The 19,016-nt window shown below is 68.0% G+C and carries 17 protein-coding genes; 3 read left to right on the top strand and 14 right to left on the bottom strand.

Going from position 1 to position 19,016, the window contains the following annotated elements:
• Nucleotides 1-9: 9 nt before the first annotated feature.
• From IFJ75_RS12175 to IFJ75_RS12155, 5 genes are all read right to left on the bottom strand, one after another.
• Complete coding sequence (locus IFJ75_RS12175) at nt 10-618, bottom strand: DsbA family protein (RefSeq protein WP_207868457.1); 609 nt, start codon at nt 616-618, stop codon at nt 10-12.
• A 4-nt stretch (nt 619-622) separates the two neighbouring features.
• Nucleotides 623-1,252, bottom strand: a complete 630-nt coding sequence (locus IFJ75_RS12170; RefSeq protein WP_207868456.1) for a DsbA family protein — start codon at nt 1,250-1,252, stop codon at nt 623-625.
• A 4-nt stretch (nt 1,253-1,256) separates the two neighbouring features.
• Nucleotides 1,257-1,883 carry a DsbA family protein gene (locus IFJ75_RS12165; RefSeq protein ID WP_207868455.1) on the bottom strand — a complete coding sequence of 209 codons (627 nt, stop codon included), beginning with the start codon at nt 1,881-1,883 and terminating at the stop codon, nt 1,257-1,259.
• Nucleotides 1,884-1,910: 27 nt separating this feature from the next.
• On the bottom strand, nt 1,911-2,549 hold the full coding sequence (locus IFJ75_RS12160; RefSeq protein ID WP_207868454.1) for a DsbA family protein: 639 nt from the start codon (nt 2,547-2,549) through the stop codon (nt 1,911-1,913).
• 95 nt (nt 2,550-2,644) lie between these two features.
• Nucleotides 2,645-3,217: a DUF721 domain-containing protein gene (locus IFJ75_RS12155; RefSeq protein WP_207868453.1), complete on the bottom strand. Its 573-nt coding sequence runs from the start codon at nt 3,215-3,217 to the stop codon at nt 2,645-2,647.
• 20 nt (nt 3,218-3,237) lie between these two features.
• Here IFJ75_RS12155 and mutY point away from each other — a divergent pair, with 20 nt between their 5' ends.
• Nucleotides 3,238-4,287, top strand: a complete 1,050-nt coding sequence (mutY, locus tag IFJ75_RS12150) for an A/G-specific adenine glycosylase (protein ID WP_207868452.1) — start codon at nt 3,238-3,240, stop codon at nt 4,285-4,287.
• Here mutY and IFJ75_RS12145 read toward each other — a convergent pair.
• From IFJ75_RS12145 to IFJ75_RS12105, 9 genes are all read right to left on the bottom strand, one after another.
• Nucleotides 4,284-6,431: an amylo-alpha-1,6-glucosidase gene (locus tag IFJ75_RS12145; protein WP_207868451.1), complete on the bottom strand. Its 2,148-nt coding sequence runs from the start codon at nt 6,429-6,431 to the stop codon at nt 4,284-4,286. The genes mutY and IFJ75_RS12145 overlap by 4 nt on opposite strands.
• A 138-nt stretch (nt 6,432-6,569) precedes the next feature.
• On the bottom strand, nt 6,570-7,685 hold the full coding sequence (locus tag IFJ75_RS12140) for a glycosyltransferase family 4 protein (RefSeq protein ID WP_207868450.1): 1,116 nt from the start codon (nt 7,683-7,685) through the stop codon (nt 6,570-6,572).
• Between the two features lie 150 nt (nt 7,686-7,835).
• Nucleotides 7,836-9,389, bottom strand: a complete 1,554-nt coding sequence (locus IFJ75_RS12135) for a putative ABC transporter permease subunit (RefSeq protein WP_207868449.1) — start codon at nt 9,387-9,389, stop codon at nt 7,836-7,838.
• Nucleotides 9,386-10,126, bottom strand: a complete 741-nt coding sequence (locus tag IFJ75_RS12130) for an ABC transporter ATP-binding protein (protein WP_207868448.1) — start codon at nt 10,124-10,126, stop codon at nt 9,386-9,388. The genes IFJ75_RS12135 and IFJ75_RS12130 overlap by 4 nt, the downstream gene beginning before the upstream one ends.
• A 76-nt stretch (nt 10,127-10,202) precedes the next feature.
• Complete coding sequence (locus IFJ75_RS12125; RefSeq protein WP_207868447.1) at nt 10,203-12,059, bottom strand: PDZ domain-containing protein; 1,857 nt, start codon at nt 12,057-12,059, stop codon at nt 10,203-10,205.
• A 19-nt stretch (nt 12,060-12,078) separates the two neighbouring features.
• Nucleotides 12,079-13,374: a hypothetical protein gene (locus IFJ75_RS12120; RefSeq protein ID WP_207868446.1), complete on the bottom strand. Its 1,296-nt coding sequence runs from the start codon at nt 13,372-13,374 to the stop codon at nt 12,079-12,081.
• The gene (locus tag IFJ75_RS12115) at nt 13,371-13,877 is read right to left on the bottom strand and encodes a hypothetical protein (protein ID WP_207868445.1); all 507 of its coding nucleotides are present in this window, start codon (nt 13,875-13,877) and stop codon (nt 13,371-13,373) included. Before IFJ75_RS12115 ends, IFJ75_RS12120 begins: the two co-directional genes overlap by 4 nt.
• 94 nt (nt 13,878-13,971) lie before the next feature.
• On the bottom strand, nt 13,972-15,048 hold the full coding sequence (locus IFJ75_RS12110) for a site-specific DNA-methyltransferase (RefSeq protein ID WP_207868444.1): 1,077 nt from the start codon (nt 15,046-15,048) through the stop codon (nt 13,972-13,974).
• 45 nt (nt 15,049-15,093) lie between these two features.
• Entirely contained in the window at nt 15,094-15,561 is a 468-nt protein-coding gene (locus tag IFJ75_RS12105) for a GyrI-like domain-containing protein (protein WP_207868443.1), read from the bottom strand.
• Nucleotides 15,562-15,657: 96 nt separating this feature from the next.
• Here IFJ75_RS12105 and IFJ75_RS12100 point away from each other — a divergent pair, with 96 nt between their 5' ends.
• On the top strand, nt 15,658-17,343 hold the full coding sequence (locus IFJ75_RS12100; RefSeq protein WP_207868442.1) for a M28 family metallopeptidase: 1,686 nt from the start codon (nt 15,658-15,660) through the stop codon (nt 17,341-17,343).
• A gap of 78 nt (nt 17,344-17,421) precedes the next feature.
• Nucleotides 17,422-19,014 (top strand): M28 family peptidase, encoded by a 1,593-nt coding sequence (locus IFJ75_RS12095; protein WP_207868441.1) that lies wholly within the window; start codon nt 17,422-17,424, stop codon nt 19,012-19,014.
• Nucleotides 19,015-19,016 lie beyond the last annotated feature (2 nt).

Genomic DNA, 19,016 nt, shown 5'->3' with positions numbered 1-19,016 from the left:
GCCTTTCCGTCAGCGTCCGGAGGCGGCGTCGATGGCGGCGCCCAGGGTCTCGAGCGAGCCGTCGGCGACGACCTTGCCGTCGACGAAGAAGGTCGGGGTCTTGGTCACCCCCGCCGCGATGCCTCCGGTCATGGCCGCGCGGATGGCGGCCAAGGTCGCCGGGTCCTGGACGCAGGCGTTGATGTCCTCGCGCGAGCGGCCGCTGACGGCGATGGCGCGGTCGTACCATTCGCTGACGGGCCCGAAGTTCCGGGCCGTCGATTGCCAGCGGTAGAAGGTGTGCAGGACCTCGAAATACTGTTCGGGCGCCGAGCAGCGGGCGATGGCGGCGGCCTGGGTCGCTTCTGTCACCGGTTCGGTCAGCATGTCGCGGAAGACGAAGCGGACCTGGCCCGTGTCGACATAGCGCTCCTTGAACGCATACCAGGTGGCCATCTGCCATTCGGCGCAATGGGGGCAGGCGAGCGAGCCGTACTCCACCACCGTCACCGGGGCGCGCGGATCGCCGATGGTCCGGTCCGCTGAACCCACGCGCGGCAGATTGCCCGCAGTCGCGGCCGAAGCCAGCAGCGGGGTCGCCAGCATCAGGCCCAGGATCAGTCGGCGGAGCATCGACATGACTTCAGTGTCCGGGCCGGTTGGCGGCGTCGACGGCGGCCGCGAGGCTGTCCAGCGACGGATCGGCGATCCGGCGTCCGTTGACGAAGAAGGTCGGCGTGCCATCGACCCCGGCCGCGCTGGCGCCCGCGATCTCGGCGTCGATCCGGGCGGCCGTGGCGGGATCCTGGAAGCAGGCCTTCATCTCGTCCTCGGTGCGACCGCTCAGGGCGACCGCGTCGCGGAGCCAGGTCCGGCTTCCGGCATAGAAGGCGGGCTGGCCGTCGAACAGGGAGTCCGCCACGGTGAAGAACCGCTCGGGCCGCGAGCAGCGGGCGATGCCGGCGGCGGTCATGGCGAAGTCTTCGGGCGAGGTCGGCAGGTTGCGATAGACCAGCTTCACCTTGCCGGTGTCGATGTAGCGCGCCTTGAAGGCCGGATAGACCTCCTTGTGCCAGGCCGCACAGTGCGGACAGACGAAGGAGGCGTATTCGACCACCGTCACCGGAGCGTCGGCACGGCCCAGGACGCGGTCCTCGGCGGTCACGGGCGGCAGATCGCCTGCCAGGGCGGGGGTGGCGACGGCGGCCACGCCGGCGCCCAGCGGCGCCGCCGCCAGGGCCAGGATCAGGAAGAGACGGCGGAACGCGCGCATGGGCCTACTTCGCCAGCTCGGCGTCGATGGCCTTGGCGAGGTCGACCAGATGGGTGCCCTCGTCGCTGCCGGGGGTGATCACGTCCTTGCCGTTGACCTTGAAGGTCGGGGTGCCCTGGACGCCGTCCGCGGTCGCGGCCTGGATACGCTTCTCCAGAGCGGCGATGTTGTCCGGGTTGGTGATGCAGGCCGTGTACTGCTCTTGGCTGAAGCCGAAGGCCTGGGCGGTCTTTACCAGCGAGGCGTTGGGCGACAGGGCGCCGGAACGCCATTCGTCCTGGCTGGCCAGCAGTTCGTGCATGACGTCGAAATACTTGTCCGGACCGGCGCAGCGGGCCAGCAGGATACCGGCGGTGGCCACGTCCTGCGGCGGGGTCGGCAGCTCGCGGAAGATGTAGCGGACCTTGTTCGTATCGACATACCGGGCCTTGAAGCCCGGCCAGGTGTTCTTCTGCCACAGGGCGCAGTGGGGGCAGGTCGGCGAGGCGTATTCGATCACCGTGACCTTGGCGCCTTCGGCGGCGCCCAGGGCCATGTCGCCCTCGGCGGGCTTACCCGCGCCGCCGCAGGCCGCGAGGGCCAGGGCCAGAAGGGCGACGACCGATCCGGTCAGTTTCTTGGCGAGAGTCATGGGTGCGATTTCCGGATCAGTTCTGGATCACTTGGCGAGGGCGGCGTCGATCTTGGCGGACAGGCTGGCCAAGCTGGGATCCGCGACCTTCTCGCCGTTGACGAAGAAGCTGGGCGTGCCGTCCACCCCGGCGTCGATCCCCGCCTTGACCCGCTTGTCCAGGGCCTCGGCGGCCTTGGTGTCGGTGACGCAGGCCTCGAACTGGGCCTCGCTGAGACCGGCGCCCTGGGCGATGCGCAGCAGGGTGGTGCGCGGCGGCGTGCCGCCGAAGATCTCGGCCTGGCTGGCCATGATCTCGTGGATCACGTCGAAATATTTGTCGTCCCCGGCGCAGCGCGCGACCAGGAAGCCGGCAGCGGCGACCGGCAGCGGCGCGGTCGGGAATTCGCGGAAGACGTAGCGGACCTTGTTGGTGTCGACGTACTTGGCCTTGAACTGGGGCCAGACCTCTTCCTGCCAGGCCGCGCAGTGGCTGCAGGTGACCGAGGCGTATTCCACGACGGTGACCTTGGCGCCCTTGGGCGCGCCCAGGCCCATGTCGCCCTCGGCGTCCTGGAAGCCGCCGCCGCTGCACGCGGACAGGGTGGCCATGGCGGCCAGGGCCGCGCCGGTGATCGCAGCGCGGCGGCTCATCGATCCGAATTTGAAGGGCTTGCTGGCGCGCATGGGCTCTTTCTACAGGCAATAGCGAACGATGATCACGCGATTCCCCGGGAAGGCGCGCATCGACACCTTTCGAGAACAGGTGCGGCGAAGTTTTGTCAACGGCGAGGGGGTCTTGAGCGCTGCTTCGCCTCATCGGACAGCACGGCGCGGCCCAGTCCGGCGAGGGCGGCCTTGAGGGCGTCGGGGGCCTTGGACACCGACTGGGTCAGTTCCGCCTCGGTCCCGGCGTCCAGCGGATCGAAGCGGCGGCGCGCGCCCTTGGTCGAGGCGGCGGGCGTGGCCAGAGGTTTCACCGGCCCCTGGGCGATCCTCAGCTTGTCCACCGAACCCGGACCGAGGAACAGGTTCACCCGCGACAGGATTTCGGCCGACTGATGCTGGACCAGAAGGGCGGCGGGTCCGGCGACGCGCAGCTCCAGCGTGCCACCGACGCCGCCCCTGCCGCGCGTCAGCTTCTGCGGACGGGTGACGCGGGCCAGCTGGTCGCCGACGATCTCTCGCCAGCGCGGCTCCAGCGCCCCTGCGCCGCGTCCGAATTTCTCGTCCAGTTGTTTGATGAAGCCGGTCAGGGCGCGGCCGGCCGGCGGGGCAGGGCGGGGCGCCGGACGCGTGCGCGTCCGGGCGAGAATCTCGCGCGCTTCGCTTTCCGTGGGCAGGTCCCGGGCCATGGCCCTATATAGCGCGGCTTATGGACGACGTCGCCCTCCACAAATCCGACACCAAATCCGCCGTCAGGGCCGCCCTGCTGGCCTGGTACGACGAACGCGCGCGGACCTTGCCCTGGCGCAGCCCCCCGGGCGCCGCCGAACGCACCGACCCCTATCGTGTCTGGCTGTCGGAGGTGATGCTGCAGCAGACCACCGTCCCCCATGCGACCCCCTATTTCCAGAGCTTCACGCAGCGCTGGCCGACGGTGAACGATCTGGCCGCCGTCGCCGACGCCGATCTGATGGCCGCCTGGGCGGGGCTGGGCTACTACGCCCGCGCCCGTAATCTGCTGGCCTGCGCCCGGGCCGTGGCGAGCCAGCACGGCGGGGTGTTTCCGGATACGGAGGCGGGGCTGCTGACCCTGCCCGGGGTCGGCGCCTATACCGCCGCCGCCGTCGCCGCCATCGCCTTCGACCGCGAGGCCAATGTCGTCGACGGCAATGTCGAACGGGTCGTGGCCCGACTGTTCGCGGTCGAGACGCCGGTCCCCGCCGCCCGGCCCGAACTGCGCGTGCTGGCCGGATCGCTGGTCGAGGCTCACCGCCCCGGCGACTGGGCCCAGGCCCTTATGGACCTCGGCGCCACCGTCTGCCGCCCCAAGTCGCCCTCCTGCCTGATCTGCCCGATCAGTGCGTGGTGCGCAGGTTATCGGACGGGCGAACCCGAACGCTATCCGGTCAAGACGAAGAAGGCCGAGAGGCCACACCGGCTTGGCTTTGCGTATGTTCTGCGTGACGGCGCCGGCCGCGTCGCCCTGGTCCAGCGCCCGGACAAGGGACTGCTCGGCGGCATGCTCGGCCTGCCGACCAGCGACTGGGGCGCGGCGCCGTCTGAGACGCCGCCGGTCAAGGCCGACTGGATCGACGCCGGTGCGATCGAACACGTTTTCACCCACTTCAGCCTGACCCTGGCGGTGCGAGTGGCGGAAGGTCAGGGCGACTTCGTCTGGACGTCCGAGGAAGCGGCGCTCAAGGCCCTGCCGACCGTGTTTCGGAAGGCGCTGGAGCGGGGACTGGCGAGCGCCGGCTAGCGCGAGGTCAAAATCCGGATGTCGCCCTGCTTGCCCCTGGGCATCAGGACAGTGCCCTCGCCGATGCGTTCGAAGATCAGATCGACCTTCGACGTCCCGACCCGCAGCTCCGACACCGTCAGCCGGTCGACCCCGGTCGGCAGGGTCGGATTGGCGACGGTGACCACGCCATCGAGGGCATTGACGTCCACGCCCAGCGACGCCTGCAGCATCAGGAAGGCCGAGCCCGCCGCCCAGGCCTGGGGCAGACAGGCGACCGGATAGGCGATCGGACCCTCGCCCGGCTCGCGGTCGAAGCCGCAGAACAGCTCGGGCAGCCGCATCTGGAAGTGGCTGGCGGCGGTGTAGATCTCGCCGAGGATGGTCGAGACGGCGTCCCGCTCGCCGTAGCGCGCCATTCCCGCCACCCCGATGGAGGTGTCGTGCGGCCAGACCGAGCCGTTGTGATAGCTCATCGGATTGAATCGGGCCTGACCCTTGGCCAGGGTCCTCAGGCCCCATCCGCTGCGGAACTCGCTGGACAGCATCCGGCGCGTGACCCGCTCGGCCCGCGCCTTCGAGGGCAGGCCGCTGAACAACAGGTGGCCGGCGTTGGAGCCGATGGATCGACACTGCTCGCCGTCGCCGTCCAGGGCGATGGCGTAGAAGCCCTCGTCCTCCATCCAGAACCGGTCCTCGACCAGGAAGCGGACCTCGTGGGCGTGGTCCTCCCAGGCTTGGGCCCGGGCGTCGCCGAGGCGGGCGCCGAGGTCGGCCATGGCCAGCCAGGCGGCATAGGCATAGCCCTGCACCTCCAGCAGCGCGATCGGTCCCTTGGGGAACCGCCCGTCGCGGTGGAAGATGGAGTCCTCACTGTCCTTCCAGCCCTGGTTGGACAGGCCGGTGTCGGCGCCGCGCGCATAGTCGATCAGGCCGTCGCCGTTCGAGTCGCCATAGTCGCGCATCCATTCCGAGGCGGCGACCAGATTGGGCCAGAGCTTGCGGATCAGGTCGAGGTCGCCGGTCCGCCGCGCATAGGCGCCGGCCAGGGCGATGAACAGGCAGGTGGTGTCGACCCCGCCGTAGTAGAGGCCGAACGGCACCTCGTGCAGGGCGCTCATCTCGCCGCCCCGCGTCTCATGCATGATCTTGCCGGGCGCCGAGTCGTGGAAGGCAGAGACCTCGGTCGCCTGACGCGCCGCCAGATAGGTCAGGACACCGCGCGCCAGCGAAGGGTCCAGCCACAGCATCTGCCAGGCGCTGAGAATGCCGTCGCGGCCGAAGGGGGTCGAGAACCAGGGCGTCCCGGCATAGGGGTAGGGACCTGTCGGAAGGTCGGTGGTCAGCAACGCCATGTCGGCGCGCGACTGGTCGAGCCAGGCGTTGAACATCGGGCTGCGCGGCCCGCGCAAGGAGGCGCCGCGCCGGCGCCGGCGCCGCATCGACAGCCGGGCCGCCAAGGCGCTTTCGCGCCAGCGCAGCGGATCGGGGGTGGTGCAGGCCTCGCCGCCGCACTCGATATAGAGGTCCAGCCGCTTGCCCATCGGCAGGCTGAACATGAATTCGGCGCGGGTCCCCGACAGCCGGGCCGGCGGTTCGGAGAAGGACAGGCAGCTGGTCCGCTCGACGTTGTCCAGCCCCGTGTATCGGAAGGTGACGCGCCGACCGTCGTGGGTCGGCGTATGCACTGTGCCGCGCTTTTCGCGCAGGGTGCCGCGCACCTGGAAGATGTCGGCGAAGTCGGCGGCGAAGTCGAAGGCCAGCGGCAGCAGCACGTCCTCGACCCCGTGGTTGACCATCCGCACCCGCTCGAACATCCGCCGGTTCCACAGGAACCGACGGCGCTCGATATGCATCACCCCCGCCGGCGCCGAGCGCCCGCCCATCGGCGGCAGGGGCCGGTTGGTCGAATGGGCGGTGAAGAAGACGTTGTCGCGCGACACCCCCGACGACAGCCGCGACGGCCGCGCCATCCCTGCCGTCATCTGGAAGCGGGACAGCAGCCGGGTGTCGCTGTCGAACAGGCCGTCGGCCCCGCCCTTGAGGTCACCCCAGCCGTCGGCGACAAGGAAGGTGTCGCCGTCCTTGAGCGCCTGAAGGGTGTCGAGACCGCCGGTCTCGCCGGTCTCGGCGGCCGTGGTCTGGACCGAGTAGCTGTCGTCCATGGAAACTCCGCGCGCGGCTTAGGGTCGCCTGAATCATTCCACCCGAATGCGGCTCTAGACTGTCCGCTTCATGACCTAATGGCTGAGACGGTCGACGGTTCAGCTTGGGCCGCGCCGAAGGGAATGAATTTCCTGCGACTATCCGGCGGCGGCGAAGCTGCGCGGTTCGTCCAACGGACGCAGCGGCGTCACGACATCATCCAGCGGCGCCTCGGCGAAGGGCCGTTTGGCCAGCAGGTCGCCGTAGACGTCGAGATATCGCCGGGCCATGGCGGTCGCCGAAAAGCGCAGTTCGAACCGGGCGCGCACAGCCTCGCGGTCCAGCAGCCCGACCCGTCCGGCGGCGGCGATGGCCTGCTCCATCGTGTCGACCAGATAGCCGGTGGCGCCGTCCTCGATGATCTCGGTGGTCGAGCCGCATTTGAAGGCGACGACCGGGGTTCCGCAGGCCATGGCCTCGATCATCACTAGGCCGAACGGCTCGGGCCAGTCGATCGGGAAGAGCAGGGCCTCGGCCCCGCCCAGGAAGTCCGACTTCTGGTGGTCGCCGATCTCGCCGATGAACTCGATCAGCGGATTGCCGTCGATCAGCGGTTTGATCTTCTCCTCGTAATAGACACGGTCGGCGGCATCGACCTTGGCGGCGATCTTCAAGCGTTTGCCCAGCTTGGTCGCGATCTCGATGGCCCGGTCGGGACGCTTCTCCGGCGAGATGCGGCCGAGGAAGGCCAGATAGCCTTCGGATTTGGGCGAGAAGCGATACTGCTCGGCGGGCATGCCGTGGTGCACAGTCGCCTTCCAGTTGGCGAACTTGAGCGGGCGGCGCTGGTCGTCGGAGATGGAGATCAGGCCGAAGTCGGTGAACCGCTCATAGACCTCGGTCAGGTCCTTCATGTCCAGCCGGCCATGCAGCGTCGTCAGGGTCTTGTCGGCATACTTCCGGAACATGGGGAAGTGGATCATGTCGGTGTGGAAGTGGATGACGTCGAACTCGTCGACCCGATCCATGACCTCGGCCAGCATGGTCAGATGGGCGGCCAGGTCGGACTTGAGCGGCGCGGGGTCAAGACGGATCGCCTGATCCCGCACCGGGATCAGCCGGGCCTTGGTCACGGCGTCGGCGCTGGCAAACAGCGTGACTTCATGGCCCAGATCGACGAGGGCGTCGGTCAGATGCGCGACCACCCGTTCGGTCCCTCCGTACAGCTTCGGCGGAACGGCCTCGTACAGTGGGGTGACCTGGGCGATCTTCATGATTTGCTTGCTCCGACCCGCTCAGCCGGGCCGTAGACATCAATGTTCTCGCAACTGCGAAGTTCCGTCGCGGAACATGCAATTTTATTCAGTGATTGTCAGGGTTTACAGCCTTGAAGCGTGTCCGGTTCCTGACAGTTCGTCCAAAATTCAGGACTCCCAGCGCTTTTTCGGCGAGCGGTACAGGGAAAGGGTGATCAGGGTCGCCAGAACTGCCGGCACGATGGCCCAGATCAGGCCGGCCAGTGCGAGGGCCGTCGCCCCGCCCCAGCCCGCCTGCACGAACATCTCGGCGATATTGACCAGCCAGGAGCCGCCGCGCTGGCGCTGGTTGAACGCCTTGCGGGCAGCCGGCTTCTGGCGCCAGATCTGGATCAGGCCGGAACAGGCGGCGGCGCAGACGCAGCCGATCAGAACGATCGCGGCCTGAACCGGGGCGAGGAAGGCGAAGCCGCCGACGGCAAGGCCGGTCAGGATGAAGGTCGGGATCAGGGCGGCGATCAGCTTGGCCCGGTCGGCCAGGCCACGGTCGACCGGCGCCGAGCGCAGCAGGTCGGGGCTATCCTCCGCCGAGATGGCGATCCAGGCGAAGCTGCCGGCCAGCTGTCCCGCCATGAAGACGATGGCCGCGCCGCCGAAGGTCGGACCCGTTCCGGAATCGGCGCTCCTGAACAGGACGATACCCAACGGGATCAGATAAACGATGCGCAGCAGGATCTGGCTGATCAACTGCGGGTCGCGGGCCAGGAGCCGCAACTCCTTCCTGACCATGACGCGGGTCAGGCCGTTGGCGAAGGCGCCGTCGGCGCCCCGGGTGCGGGCCGGGGTCGATTTCTCGCCGACTGCGGCGGCCGCGTCCTTCGCGAAGCGCGGACCCAGCAGCCGGATCACGGCGCCCAGCAGGACCACGCCCACGCCCCCGATGACGAGCAGGGGCAGGGGGCTGGCGGTCACGGCGCGCACCGGCCAGGCCAGCAGACCGTTCGGCGCCAGCAGGGGGCTGGCCGTCAGGCTGAGTGCGAAATCGGAGACGCCCGAGGAACCATGACCCTCCTCATGCCGGGTGAAGTTGTAGAGCTGGCTCAGCACGAACATCAGGCCGCCGACCAGAGCGGCGAGGACCTGTGCCACGACCCGGGTCTTGCGCGGGCCGATCAGGGCGAACAGCCCCATGGTCAGGAGGATGCCCAGCGCCGTCGCGACCATGGCCAGGGAGATCAGGATCACGAACAGCGACAGCCATTCCGGCCGGCCCAGCACCGAGGCCGTGATCACGAACGGCGTCACCAGGGCGATGTAGAGAATGCTGGCCACGACCGTGATCGACAGGGCCCGGACGGTCAGGACCACGCGCGGCTTCAGCGGCGAGGACAGCAGGAGGTCGAGGTCGCCCCGCTCATACAGGGCCTGAACCGCCAGATTGATCGCCTGGGACAGCATCAGGGTGAACAGGACCACGCAGGCCGCATCGACGATCAGGGCCGACAGCGGGGTGATCGGCACGGGCCAGCGCGAGGCGAGGAAGCCCAGCGACAGGCCGCCGAACACGACGCCGGCGACGGCGACGATGGAGATGAGGATCAGGGCGACCTTGGAGCCGCCGCCACGCTTGCCGGCCATGCCGCGCAGGCCCAGTCGGACCTCGGCGGCCAGAAGCCAGGCGGCCGATCCCGACGGCAGCATCCGGACGAGGGCGCCGATCACGGGACGTCGGCGCCCACGAGGTCGAGAAAGACGTCTTCCAGCGTCGCTCCGCCATGTCCCGAGCGCGTGCGCAGTTCGTCCAGCGTGCCCTCGGCCAGCAGCTTGCCGTGCTGGATGATGCCGATCCGGTCGGACATCCGCTCGGCGACGTCGAGGATGTGGGTGGTCAGGATGACGGTGGCGCCGGCCTTCACCCGCTGCTGCAGCAGGTCCTTGACCTGACGCGCCATGGCGGCGTCGAGGCCGGTGAGCGGCTCGTCGAGCATCAGCAGCTTCGGTTCGTGGATCAGGGCGCCGGCCAGGGCCGCCTTCTGTTTCATGCCGCGCGAAAAGCCTTCGCAGCGTTCGCCGCGATGGGGCCATAGGGCGAGGAACTCTAGCAGCTCCTGGGCCCGTTTGCGCGCCGTCTTCGCGTCCACGCCCCACAGACCGGCGACGAACTCCAGATACTCCATCGGGGTAAGCTTGTCGTAGAGCATCGGCTCGTCAGGCAGCCAGGCGATCAGTCGCTTGGCCGCGACGGGATCTGCGATGGCGTCGGTCCCGAACACGCGGATCGACCCGGTATCGGCCTTGGTGAGCCCGGCGACCATGCGCAGGGTCGTGGTCTTGCCCGCCCCGTTCGGCCCCAGCAGGGCGTAGAGTTCGCCCGCCTTCACCGTCAGGTCGAGATTGTCCACCGCCGGGCGGCTGAACGTCTTTCGCAGGCCCCGGATCTCGAGCGCGCTGTCGGTCATAGGCTGTCCCCCGTCATGCCCCGACCCTGCCGCCCGCCGAACGCGAGGTCAAATGGCGCGCGTGTGATTGCTGTGGTCAGGCGACGGCCGGCCGGCCCGCCAGGGCCTGTCGCAATTCGGCGGCGAGGATGTCGGCCCTCTGGCTCTCGCGCGCCTTTTCGGCCTTGAGCGCCTCGACAGCCAGGGCGTGGAGGTCCAGGCCGATACGTAGCGCCGCCTCGGCCAGAAGGGCTTTTTCATCCGGCCGCCAGACCGCCTCGTCCGGCTTGGCGGACAAGAGGAAGGCCCCCGTCAGTTCGTTGCGATAGAGCGTCGGCAGGGCCAGGGCCGCGCCCTCCGGCAGGGCCGGATCATCCTGCAGGGCCTCGCGTCCGGCGCGCAACCTGACCATCACCTGGGCGTCGACCGCCAGTCGTTCCGGCAGGTCCGGCGATCCTCCGGCGATGAGGGCCATGCCGTCCGCATCGACCTCATAGAAGGCCACGGCCGCGCCCTGGCCGAAGCGGGAGAACTCGGCGACAGCGGCGTCCCGGAGGGCCTCGGGCCGGGTCACGAACGCCGCCTCCCTGAGGAAGCGCTTCAGCCGGGCGTCATTGTCGCGCCAGGTGCGGAAGAACAGGTGCTCGATGGCCTTCTCGACCCAGTCCCGGACGTGGTGGAAGGTCAGGAAGATGACGAAGGCGATGCCCGCGCTGATCAGGATATTGGCCTCGCGCGTCTCGGCCGGAATGATCTCCTCCAGCCCCCATTCGCAGAACCAGAAGCCGAACAGCAGGACGGTCGACAGGACGCCGTAGACCAGCGTCCGGTTCACCGCGAAGCCGAGGTCGATCACCCGATGCCTGAGGATGGCGTAGCCGAACAGGGCGGTCCCGGCGAGGAAGGCGACATACCAGCTGATCAGCAGCGGCGAGAGCGACAGATAGTCGTTGCCGGTCAGCAGGATGCCCATGTCGAAAACCCCGGCCAGGAAGGTGCAGCCGATGGCGACGAGCATGATGCCGTACCGCGACCTGTGCTCGGGCGCGCTTTCCCGCCAGGCCATGGCGAGGACGGCGGCGGCGAGCACATAGCCGATGAAGACAGGAAGGGCGTAGGCCAGGAAGACGTTCTCGCCGAACAGGCCGGTCCGTCCCGTCATCTCCGCGTGAAGCTGCCAGGCCAGGGTCGTGCCCTGAACCGCGACCAACCCCCAGAAGCCCAGGCGGATACCGAGAGTGTCACGGCCGGACACCTCCTTGCGCAGGGCCCGGGCCCCGGCGAGGAACAACAGCGGCGAGCCGTAGTAGATGACGTTGAGCACGACGTAGAAGGGTACGAACCACAACCCTGTCGACTGCCACATGCGCGGCCATTGGCCGGTGATGGCGAAGGAGGCGTAGGCAAGGCCGATCAGGACCAGGGCGCGCCGTCCCTGGCTGCGCGCGATGACCAGTCCCCCCATCAGCCCTGCCAGCATCAGGGTGAGGCTGGAGACGATGTATTGGGGGAAAAAGAACGCGGTGGCCTTGTCCGCCGTCAGGATCAGCGGGCGCTCGCCGGAAGCCGTCTGCTGGATATAGGGGCGCGTCTCTCCGACCCAGAGACCGCGCCATTGGTCGATCGGGTTTTCGGGCCGAAGCCGGTCGCCGGGCTGCAATCCCGCCCGCTCCGCCGGGCTGCCGGGCGCGATCCTTATGATCGGGCAGAATTCAGTGGAGGCGCAGGACTGTTCCCAGGATATGCCTGTGCGGCCGAGGCCCGTCGGCAAGCCCGCTGAGCGCCACAGCTGATGGCCGCCCTGGATCACGCACAGGGCCGTGAAGATCAGGGCCAGCCAGATCCAGATCGGGCGGAGAGGGCGTTCAACTGCGGCGGGGAGGGCGGGCGGCGCGTCAACGGTGTCGGTCGGCATGGCGGGCTCGGCGAAGGGAAGCCGGCACCGTGGAGCCATGGCGACGCTTCCGCAAGTGTCAGGCGGCCCCGACGGCGAGGGCCTTCTGCATCTGCTGTTCCAGGAGGTCGGCGCGGCGACGCTGTTCCACCGCCTCGATCTCCAGCCGTTCGACCTCCAGCAGATGCAGGTCCAGGCCGATGCGGTGTGCGGCCTCGGCGAGAAGGACGCGCTCGTCGGGACGGAACACCTCTCCCGACGGCTTGGGACCCAGGGCGAACAGTCCGATCACCTCGGACCGCTGCACGATCGGCAGGATCAGGGCCGCGCCCAGCCCCTCGGCCAGGGCGCCGTCAAGGGGCTCGCGGTCGGCGCGCAGCCGCACCAGGGCCGGGGCGTCCGCGTTCAGGCTCGGCGGCAGTCCCGTCACCGCCCCCGCGCTCAAGGTGGCGGCGGCAGGTTCGACGCGATAGAGGGCCGCCTCGGTCCCGCCCGCGAACCGCCGGAACTCGGTGACGGCGGCTTCCTTCAGGGCTTCGGCGCGGTTGATGAAGGCGGCGTCCTTGAGGAAGCGCTTCAGCCGGGCCTCATTGTCCCGCCAGGCACGAAAGAACAGGTGCTCGATCGCCTTCTCGACCCAGTCGCGGATGTGGTGGAAGGCCAGGAAGATGGCGAAGGCTATGCCGGCGCTGATCAGGATGTTGGCCTCGCGCGTCTCGGCCGGAATGATATCCTCCAGCCCCCATTCGCAGAACCAGAAGCCGAACAGCAGGACCGTCGACAGCACCCCGTAGACCAGGGTCCGGTTCACCGCGAAGCCCAGATCGACGATCTTGTGGCGGAGGGAGGCGTAGAGGAAGGCGGCGATGCCTCCGAGCGCACAAAGGTGGCTGGCGACGGCCACCGGATTGCGCAGACTGAAATCGTTGCCCGTCAGGTTGATGTAGAAGCCGAGGCCGCTCCCGCTCAGGAACAGCAGGCACAGGGCGACGAACAGGAAGCCGAAACGTGTCCGTTCCGCCCCGACGGCCTCCCGCCATCCGAGCAGGAGGACGGCGAACGCCAGAGCAAAACCCAGCCATTGCAGGACAATGCCCGCGAGGAAGCCGTCTCCGATAACCGGCAGGGTGGTAAAGGTCAGGCTGGCGGCCTGCGTCGCCACGGTCAACAGGGTCTGTGCGACCGCATAGATCGCCGGGCTTACGCGCCAGAACAGGCTGACCGGCCGCCCCAGGGCTTCGCGGCGCATCAGGACGGCGAAGACCAGCAACAGGACGGGCCCGGCGCCCATGATCAGCTGATAGAGGCTTGAAAGGGCGACCTGGACCGCCGGGTGATTTTCCCAGAGAAAGGTATAGGTGCCGACCTGGCTCATACAGGCGAGGGCACAACCCAGAACAAGTCCGGACAGTCGCGGACTTCTAGGGCGATGGTCGCCCCGGCCAGCGCCACCAGGATGGCGGTGAGGCCGTAGAGCACGGCTTCAACGCGCAAGGTCGGCGCCTTGGCGGGGGCGATGGTCAGGATCAGATGTCTTTGTCCTGTCGAGGTTTGGACGGTCATTCCCACGCGTTCACCGACGGGCAGGTGAAGGCGATAGGCGTTCAGGGCGCGGTCAAAGCGAACACGGTCGCCTTCACGAATACCGGCTTGCTCGGCCCCGCTGTCTGGAAAGACCCCAAAGACTTTCAGGAAGCCGCCGTCGAGCTGCGGGCTCAGACGCAGGCCCGTATGATTGAATCCCTTATCGATTGGCAAACCGGTCAAGGCATAGAGGCAGGCATGGACGCTAACGATCAGGGCGATCCCGATCGTCAGCGCCTTCAGCGCCTGGACCCAGGCCTGTTTGATCAAGATCGGATGCGCGGCTTCCGACATCGCTCCCTCCCAGCACGACGTTAGGTGAGGAAGGTCTTAGAGCGGAACCGTACCGTTCGCCAATGGTCAAGCTTTCGGCGCCTCGCCGTTCGTCCTACAGCGTCGCGCGGATTTCCGAGCGCAGGGCGTCGATGGACTTGAAGCCCTGGTCGGTCTTGAAGCGCCAGTAGGTCCAGCCGTTGCAGGCCGGGGCGTTCTCGAGGATAGCGCCCAGCTTATGGATCGAGCCGGTGAACTCGCCCGACACCAGCGAGCCGTCGGCGCGCACGCGGGCCTCGCGGTCGCCCTTGGGCGAATAGAGGCGATCGCCGGGGGCCAGCAGGCCGGCTTCCACGAGGGCGCCGAAGGGCACCTTCACCTCGGCCCGCTTGGAACCCATGACCTTCAGGTCCTCGGCCGCGGCGGGGATGACGGTGGCGATGCGGGTCTCGGCGACCTTGGCGTAGGTCTCGTCGCGCTCGATGCCGATGAAATGGCGGCCCAGACGCTTGGCGGCGGCGCCCGTGGTGCCCGTGCCGAAGAAGGGATCCAGGATCACGTCGCCGGGCCTGGTCGCGGCAAGGATAACCCGGTGCAGCAGGGCCTCGGGCTTCTGGGTCGGGTGCGCCTTCTTGCCGTCCTCGCCCTTGATCCGTTCCTCGCCGGTGCATAGCGGGAAGGTCCAGTCCGAGCGCATCTGGGTGTCTTCGTTGAAGGCCTTCAGGGCGTCGTAGTTGAAGGTGTAGCGCTTCTGGTCGCGGCTCTTGGCGGCCCAGATCAGGGTCTCGTGGGCGTTGGTGAACCGGGTGCCCTTGAAGTTCGGCATCGGGTTGGACTTGCGCCAGATGATGTCGTTCAGGACCCAGTAGCCCATGTCCTGGATGGCGACGCCCAGGCGGAAGATGTTGTGGTAGCTGCCGATGACCCAGATCGAGCCCTCGTCCTTCAGGACCCGGCGGCATTCCTTCAGCCAGTCGCGGCAGAAGGCGTCATAGGTGGCGAAGCTGTCGAACTTGTCCCAGTCGTCGTCGACCGCATCGACCTTGGAATTGTCGGGGCGCAGCAGGTCGCCGCCCAGCTGCAGATTATAGGGCGGGTCGGCGAAGACCATGTCGACCGACTTCGACGGCAGGCCGCGCAGAACCTCGAGGCAGTCGCCGAGGTGGATAATGTCGGTCTTCAGATCGGTCACGCGCACAGCTCCGGGGAGTGGAGCCGGTATGGTGAATCCTTACGGTTAAGGCCGGGTAACCGGGAACCACAACTCGGTGTCGCCCATGCCCGTTTTGGCGTCGAAGCCGGGGCCGTAGCGTTCGAAATTCGGCGTGCCCGCGTCCTTCCACTCGCCGTTGGAGGCCAGCCAGGCGAAGCCGGCGGTGATGGTGTCGCGGATGGTCCAGATCGGCGCCGCGTGGACGAAGACGGCGTAGTGGGCTTCCGGGACCGTCATCCGGCCGAGGTCGTCGGGCAGGCCGTCGAAGGTCTCGACCTCGGCGGCGCACATATATTCGAAGCGCTGGCCCTCCATATCGGCCTGGCAGGTGGCGCCGTAGGTCCGGCCGCCGACCTGGCGGGGTAGGGGCAGGCGGGTGACGAACGCCTTCCAGTCGAGCGGAATCTGCGTTGGCCCCTCGGAGAAGGCGTACCAGCGACGCAGGCCCGCCAGAAGCATGGGGCGGCCGGTCTCGAAGCGGGAAGGGGTCATGACGCCAACCTAGGCCTCGACCTGCGACACTGGGAAGACATCGACTCCTCCGGCGACGCTGAATAGGGTCCCGGCATCGTATCCCCCGGAGCCGCCATGCGCCTGACCCTGTCCCTTGCCGCCCTGATGTCCGGCGTCGCCCTTTCCACGATGTCTTTGGCGACCATGGCCGTGGCGCAATCGTCCGAACCCGCCTTCGACGCCGCCAAACTGTCGGAGCACATCCGCATCCTGGCCGACGACAGCTTCGAGGGCCGGGGCATCGCCACCGAAGCCGAGCCCAAGGTCGTCAAATATCTGAGCGAGCAATACGCCGCCGCCGGCTTCGAGCCGGGCGGAGACCTGCAGGCCGACGGCTCGCGCCTGTGGACCCAGGCGGTGACCCTGAACCGCTTCGAGGTCGAGGACTTCAAGGCCCAGCTCAAGGTCGGCGACTGGACCCTGCCGCTGGCCCAGGGCGAACAGATCGTCGCCTCGACGCGTCTGCCCAACGCCTCGGGCCACGTCATGCTGATGAACGCCCCGCTGGTCTTCGTCGGCTATGGCATCCACGCACCCGAGCGGAACTGGGACGACTTCAAGGGCATGGACCTGAAGGGCAAGATCCTGGTCGTCCTGGTCAACGACGCCGACTTCGAGGACCCGACGCTCGACACCTTCGGCGGCAAGGCCATGACCTACTACGGCCGCTGGACGTACAAATACGAAGAGGCCGCGCGTCAGGGGGCGGCGGGCGTGCTGATCGTCCATGAGACCGCGCCGGCCTCCTATGGCTGGGGCACCGTGCGCAACTCCTGGACCGCGCCGCAGTTCGACATCGAGCGCACCGACCCGTCGAAAGACCGCGTCGCCATGGAGGCCTGGATCCAGCGCGATGTCGCCGTCCAGATGTTCCAGCACGCCGGTCTCGACTTCGAGGCCCTGAAGCTTCAGGCGCGCAGTCGTGACTTCCGTCCGGTCGAACTGACCGGCGCCGGTCTGAACGCCATGTTCGACCTGAAGACCGACCGGATCGAGAGCCATAATGTGGTCGCCCGCCTGCCCGGCACGACCCATCCCGACGAGACCATCCTCTACACCGCCCACTGGGACCACATCGGGGTCGGCACGCCCGACGCCAACGGCGACGCCATCTTCAACGGGGCGGTGGACAACGCCTCGGGCACCGCGGGCCTGCTGGAGATCGCCCGCGTCTTCGGCGCCGCGCCGCGCGCCCAGCGTTCGATCGTGGCGATCAGCTTCACCGGCGAGGAAAGCGGTCTGCTGGGCTCGACCTACTACGCCGCTAACCCGCTCTATCCGCTGGCGAAAACCGTCGGCGGCTTCAACATGGACTCGGCCAATGTCTATGGCCGGACCACGGCGATGAGCATCATCGGCTTCGGCCAGTCGGACCTGGACGAGCGGGTCACGGCGGAGGTCGAGGCGCAAGGGCGGGTCATCGAGCCCGACGGCAACACCCAGGCCGGCTACTACTTCCGCTCCGACCACTTCCCGTTGGCGAAGGAGGGCGTGCCCATGGCCTATGCCGAAAGCGGCGGGAGCTTCCGTGACGCTCCGATCGAGGCCCGCATCGCCGCGCGGGATGAATACACCGCCAAACGCTACCACCAGGCCGACGACGAATGGTCCGCCGACTGGGACTATCGCGGCCAGATGGAAGACCTGACGGTCTATTACGACATCGGTCGCGCCCTGGCCGACAGCCGCGACTGGCCGCAATGGAAGTCGGGTTCGGAGTTCGGTCCGGCCCGCGCCGTCAGCGCCGCCGAACGGGAATAGTTTCCATTACAAAAATGTAAGGGGCGGTCCGGAGCGACCGCCCTAAGGTGCGCGCGCATTTTCCACGGAGTTTCCTTGATGCTGGCCCGACTGACTTGCGGCGTCGCCGCCTCGGCGATGTTGCTTCTGGCTCTGCCGGCCGTGGCCCAGGACTTCTCGGCCCAGCGCCTGTCCGACCACATCAAGTATCTGTCCGACGACAGCCTGGAAGGCCGCTTCCCGGGCAAGGTCGGCGAACAGATGACCCTGGCCTACCTTCAGGCCCAGTATGAGGCCATGGGCCTTCAGCCCGGCGGCCCGGACGGTCAATGGCTGCAGCCGGTCGACCTGCTGCGCCTGACCCCGGCCCGTCCCGCGACGGTCAGCTGGACCGGCGCAGACGGCGTCGTCCATCCGGTCGAGGCCGGGCTGATGGTCCGCGCCGGCGCCGCCGACGGCCATGTGAAGCTGGACAATCTGCCGATCGTCTTCGCCGGCTACGGCGTCGTGGCGCCCGAGCGGAACTGGGACGACTACGGAACCATGGACCTGACCGGCAAGGTCGTGATCGTCCTGAACGGCCAGCCCGAGACCTTCGGCGCCGACCCGAATTTCTACGGCTCCTCGACCCACAAGGTGAACGAGGCGATCAAGCGCGGCGCCGCCGGCGTCATCACCCTGTACGAAATGCAGGGCGGACGCGGCATGCGGGGCGGCACGCGGCCGCGCATGACCATCACGGGCGCCCATGAAACGGCCTTCAGCGGCGTCATGACCCTGGACGCCGCCACGGCCCTGGCCACCGCCTCGGGCGAGGACATCCAGGCGGTCCTGACCGCCGCCAAGGCCGGCGGCGCCTTCAAGGCCCAGGACATCGGCCTGAAGCTGAACGTCGACACCGACGAGGTGGCCGAGGTCATCCACTCGCACAATCTGCTGGCCAAGATCCCCGGCACGACCCGTCCTGACGAATACCTCGTCTATTCGGCCCACTGGGACCATGTCGGCGTGGCCGCCGATCCGGACGCCAATGGCGATCGCATCTTCAACGGCGCCTGGGACAACGCTTCGGGCACCTCGGGCGTGCTTGAGATGGCCCGCGCCTTCAAGGCCGGCCCGCCGCCGGAACGCACCGTGGTCTTCCTGCACGTCACGGCCGAGGAGCAGGGCCTGCTGGGTTCGGAATGGTACGCCGCCCACCCGGTCTATCCGCTGGAGAAGACCGCCGCCGACATCAATATCGACATGCTGCCTTTCACCCCGGCCACCAAGACCATCGCTATCTTCGGCATCGGCAAGTCGGAACTGGAAGACGATCTCGAGCGTCTGGCCCAGCGTGATGGCCGCCATGTCGTCGGCGACGGCGAACCGGAGCAGGGCTACTACTACCGCAGCGACCACTTCAACTTCGCGGCGGGCGGGGTTCCGGCCCTGATGCCCTGGACCGGCGTCGACTTCGTCGAAGGCGGCGAGGCTGTCGGGCGGCCCTACTATCAGGCCCAGATGGCGAAATACTACCACAAGCTCGATGACGAATGGCGGGCCGACTACGACTTCACCGCCGCCCTGCAGAACCTCAAGCTGCTTTATCAGCTGGGTCAGGAAGTCGCCGACAGCACCAGCTGGCCGCAGTGGAAGCCGACCTCGGAGTTCGCCGCCATCCGCCGCGAGAGCGACGCCGCTCGGCGGTAATT

This window comes from Brevundimonas goettingensis (assembly GCF_017487405.1).
Classification (GTDB): Bacteria; Pseudomonadota; Alphaproteobacteria; order Caulobacterales; family Caulobacteraceae; genus Brevundimonas; species Brevundimonas goettingensis.
Note: the sequence above shows the minus strand (reverse complement) of the source record. Positions and strands in the feature narration are given on the sequence as shown.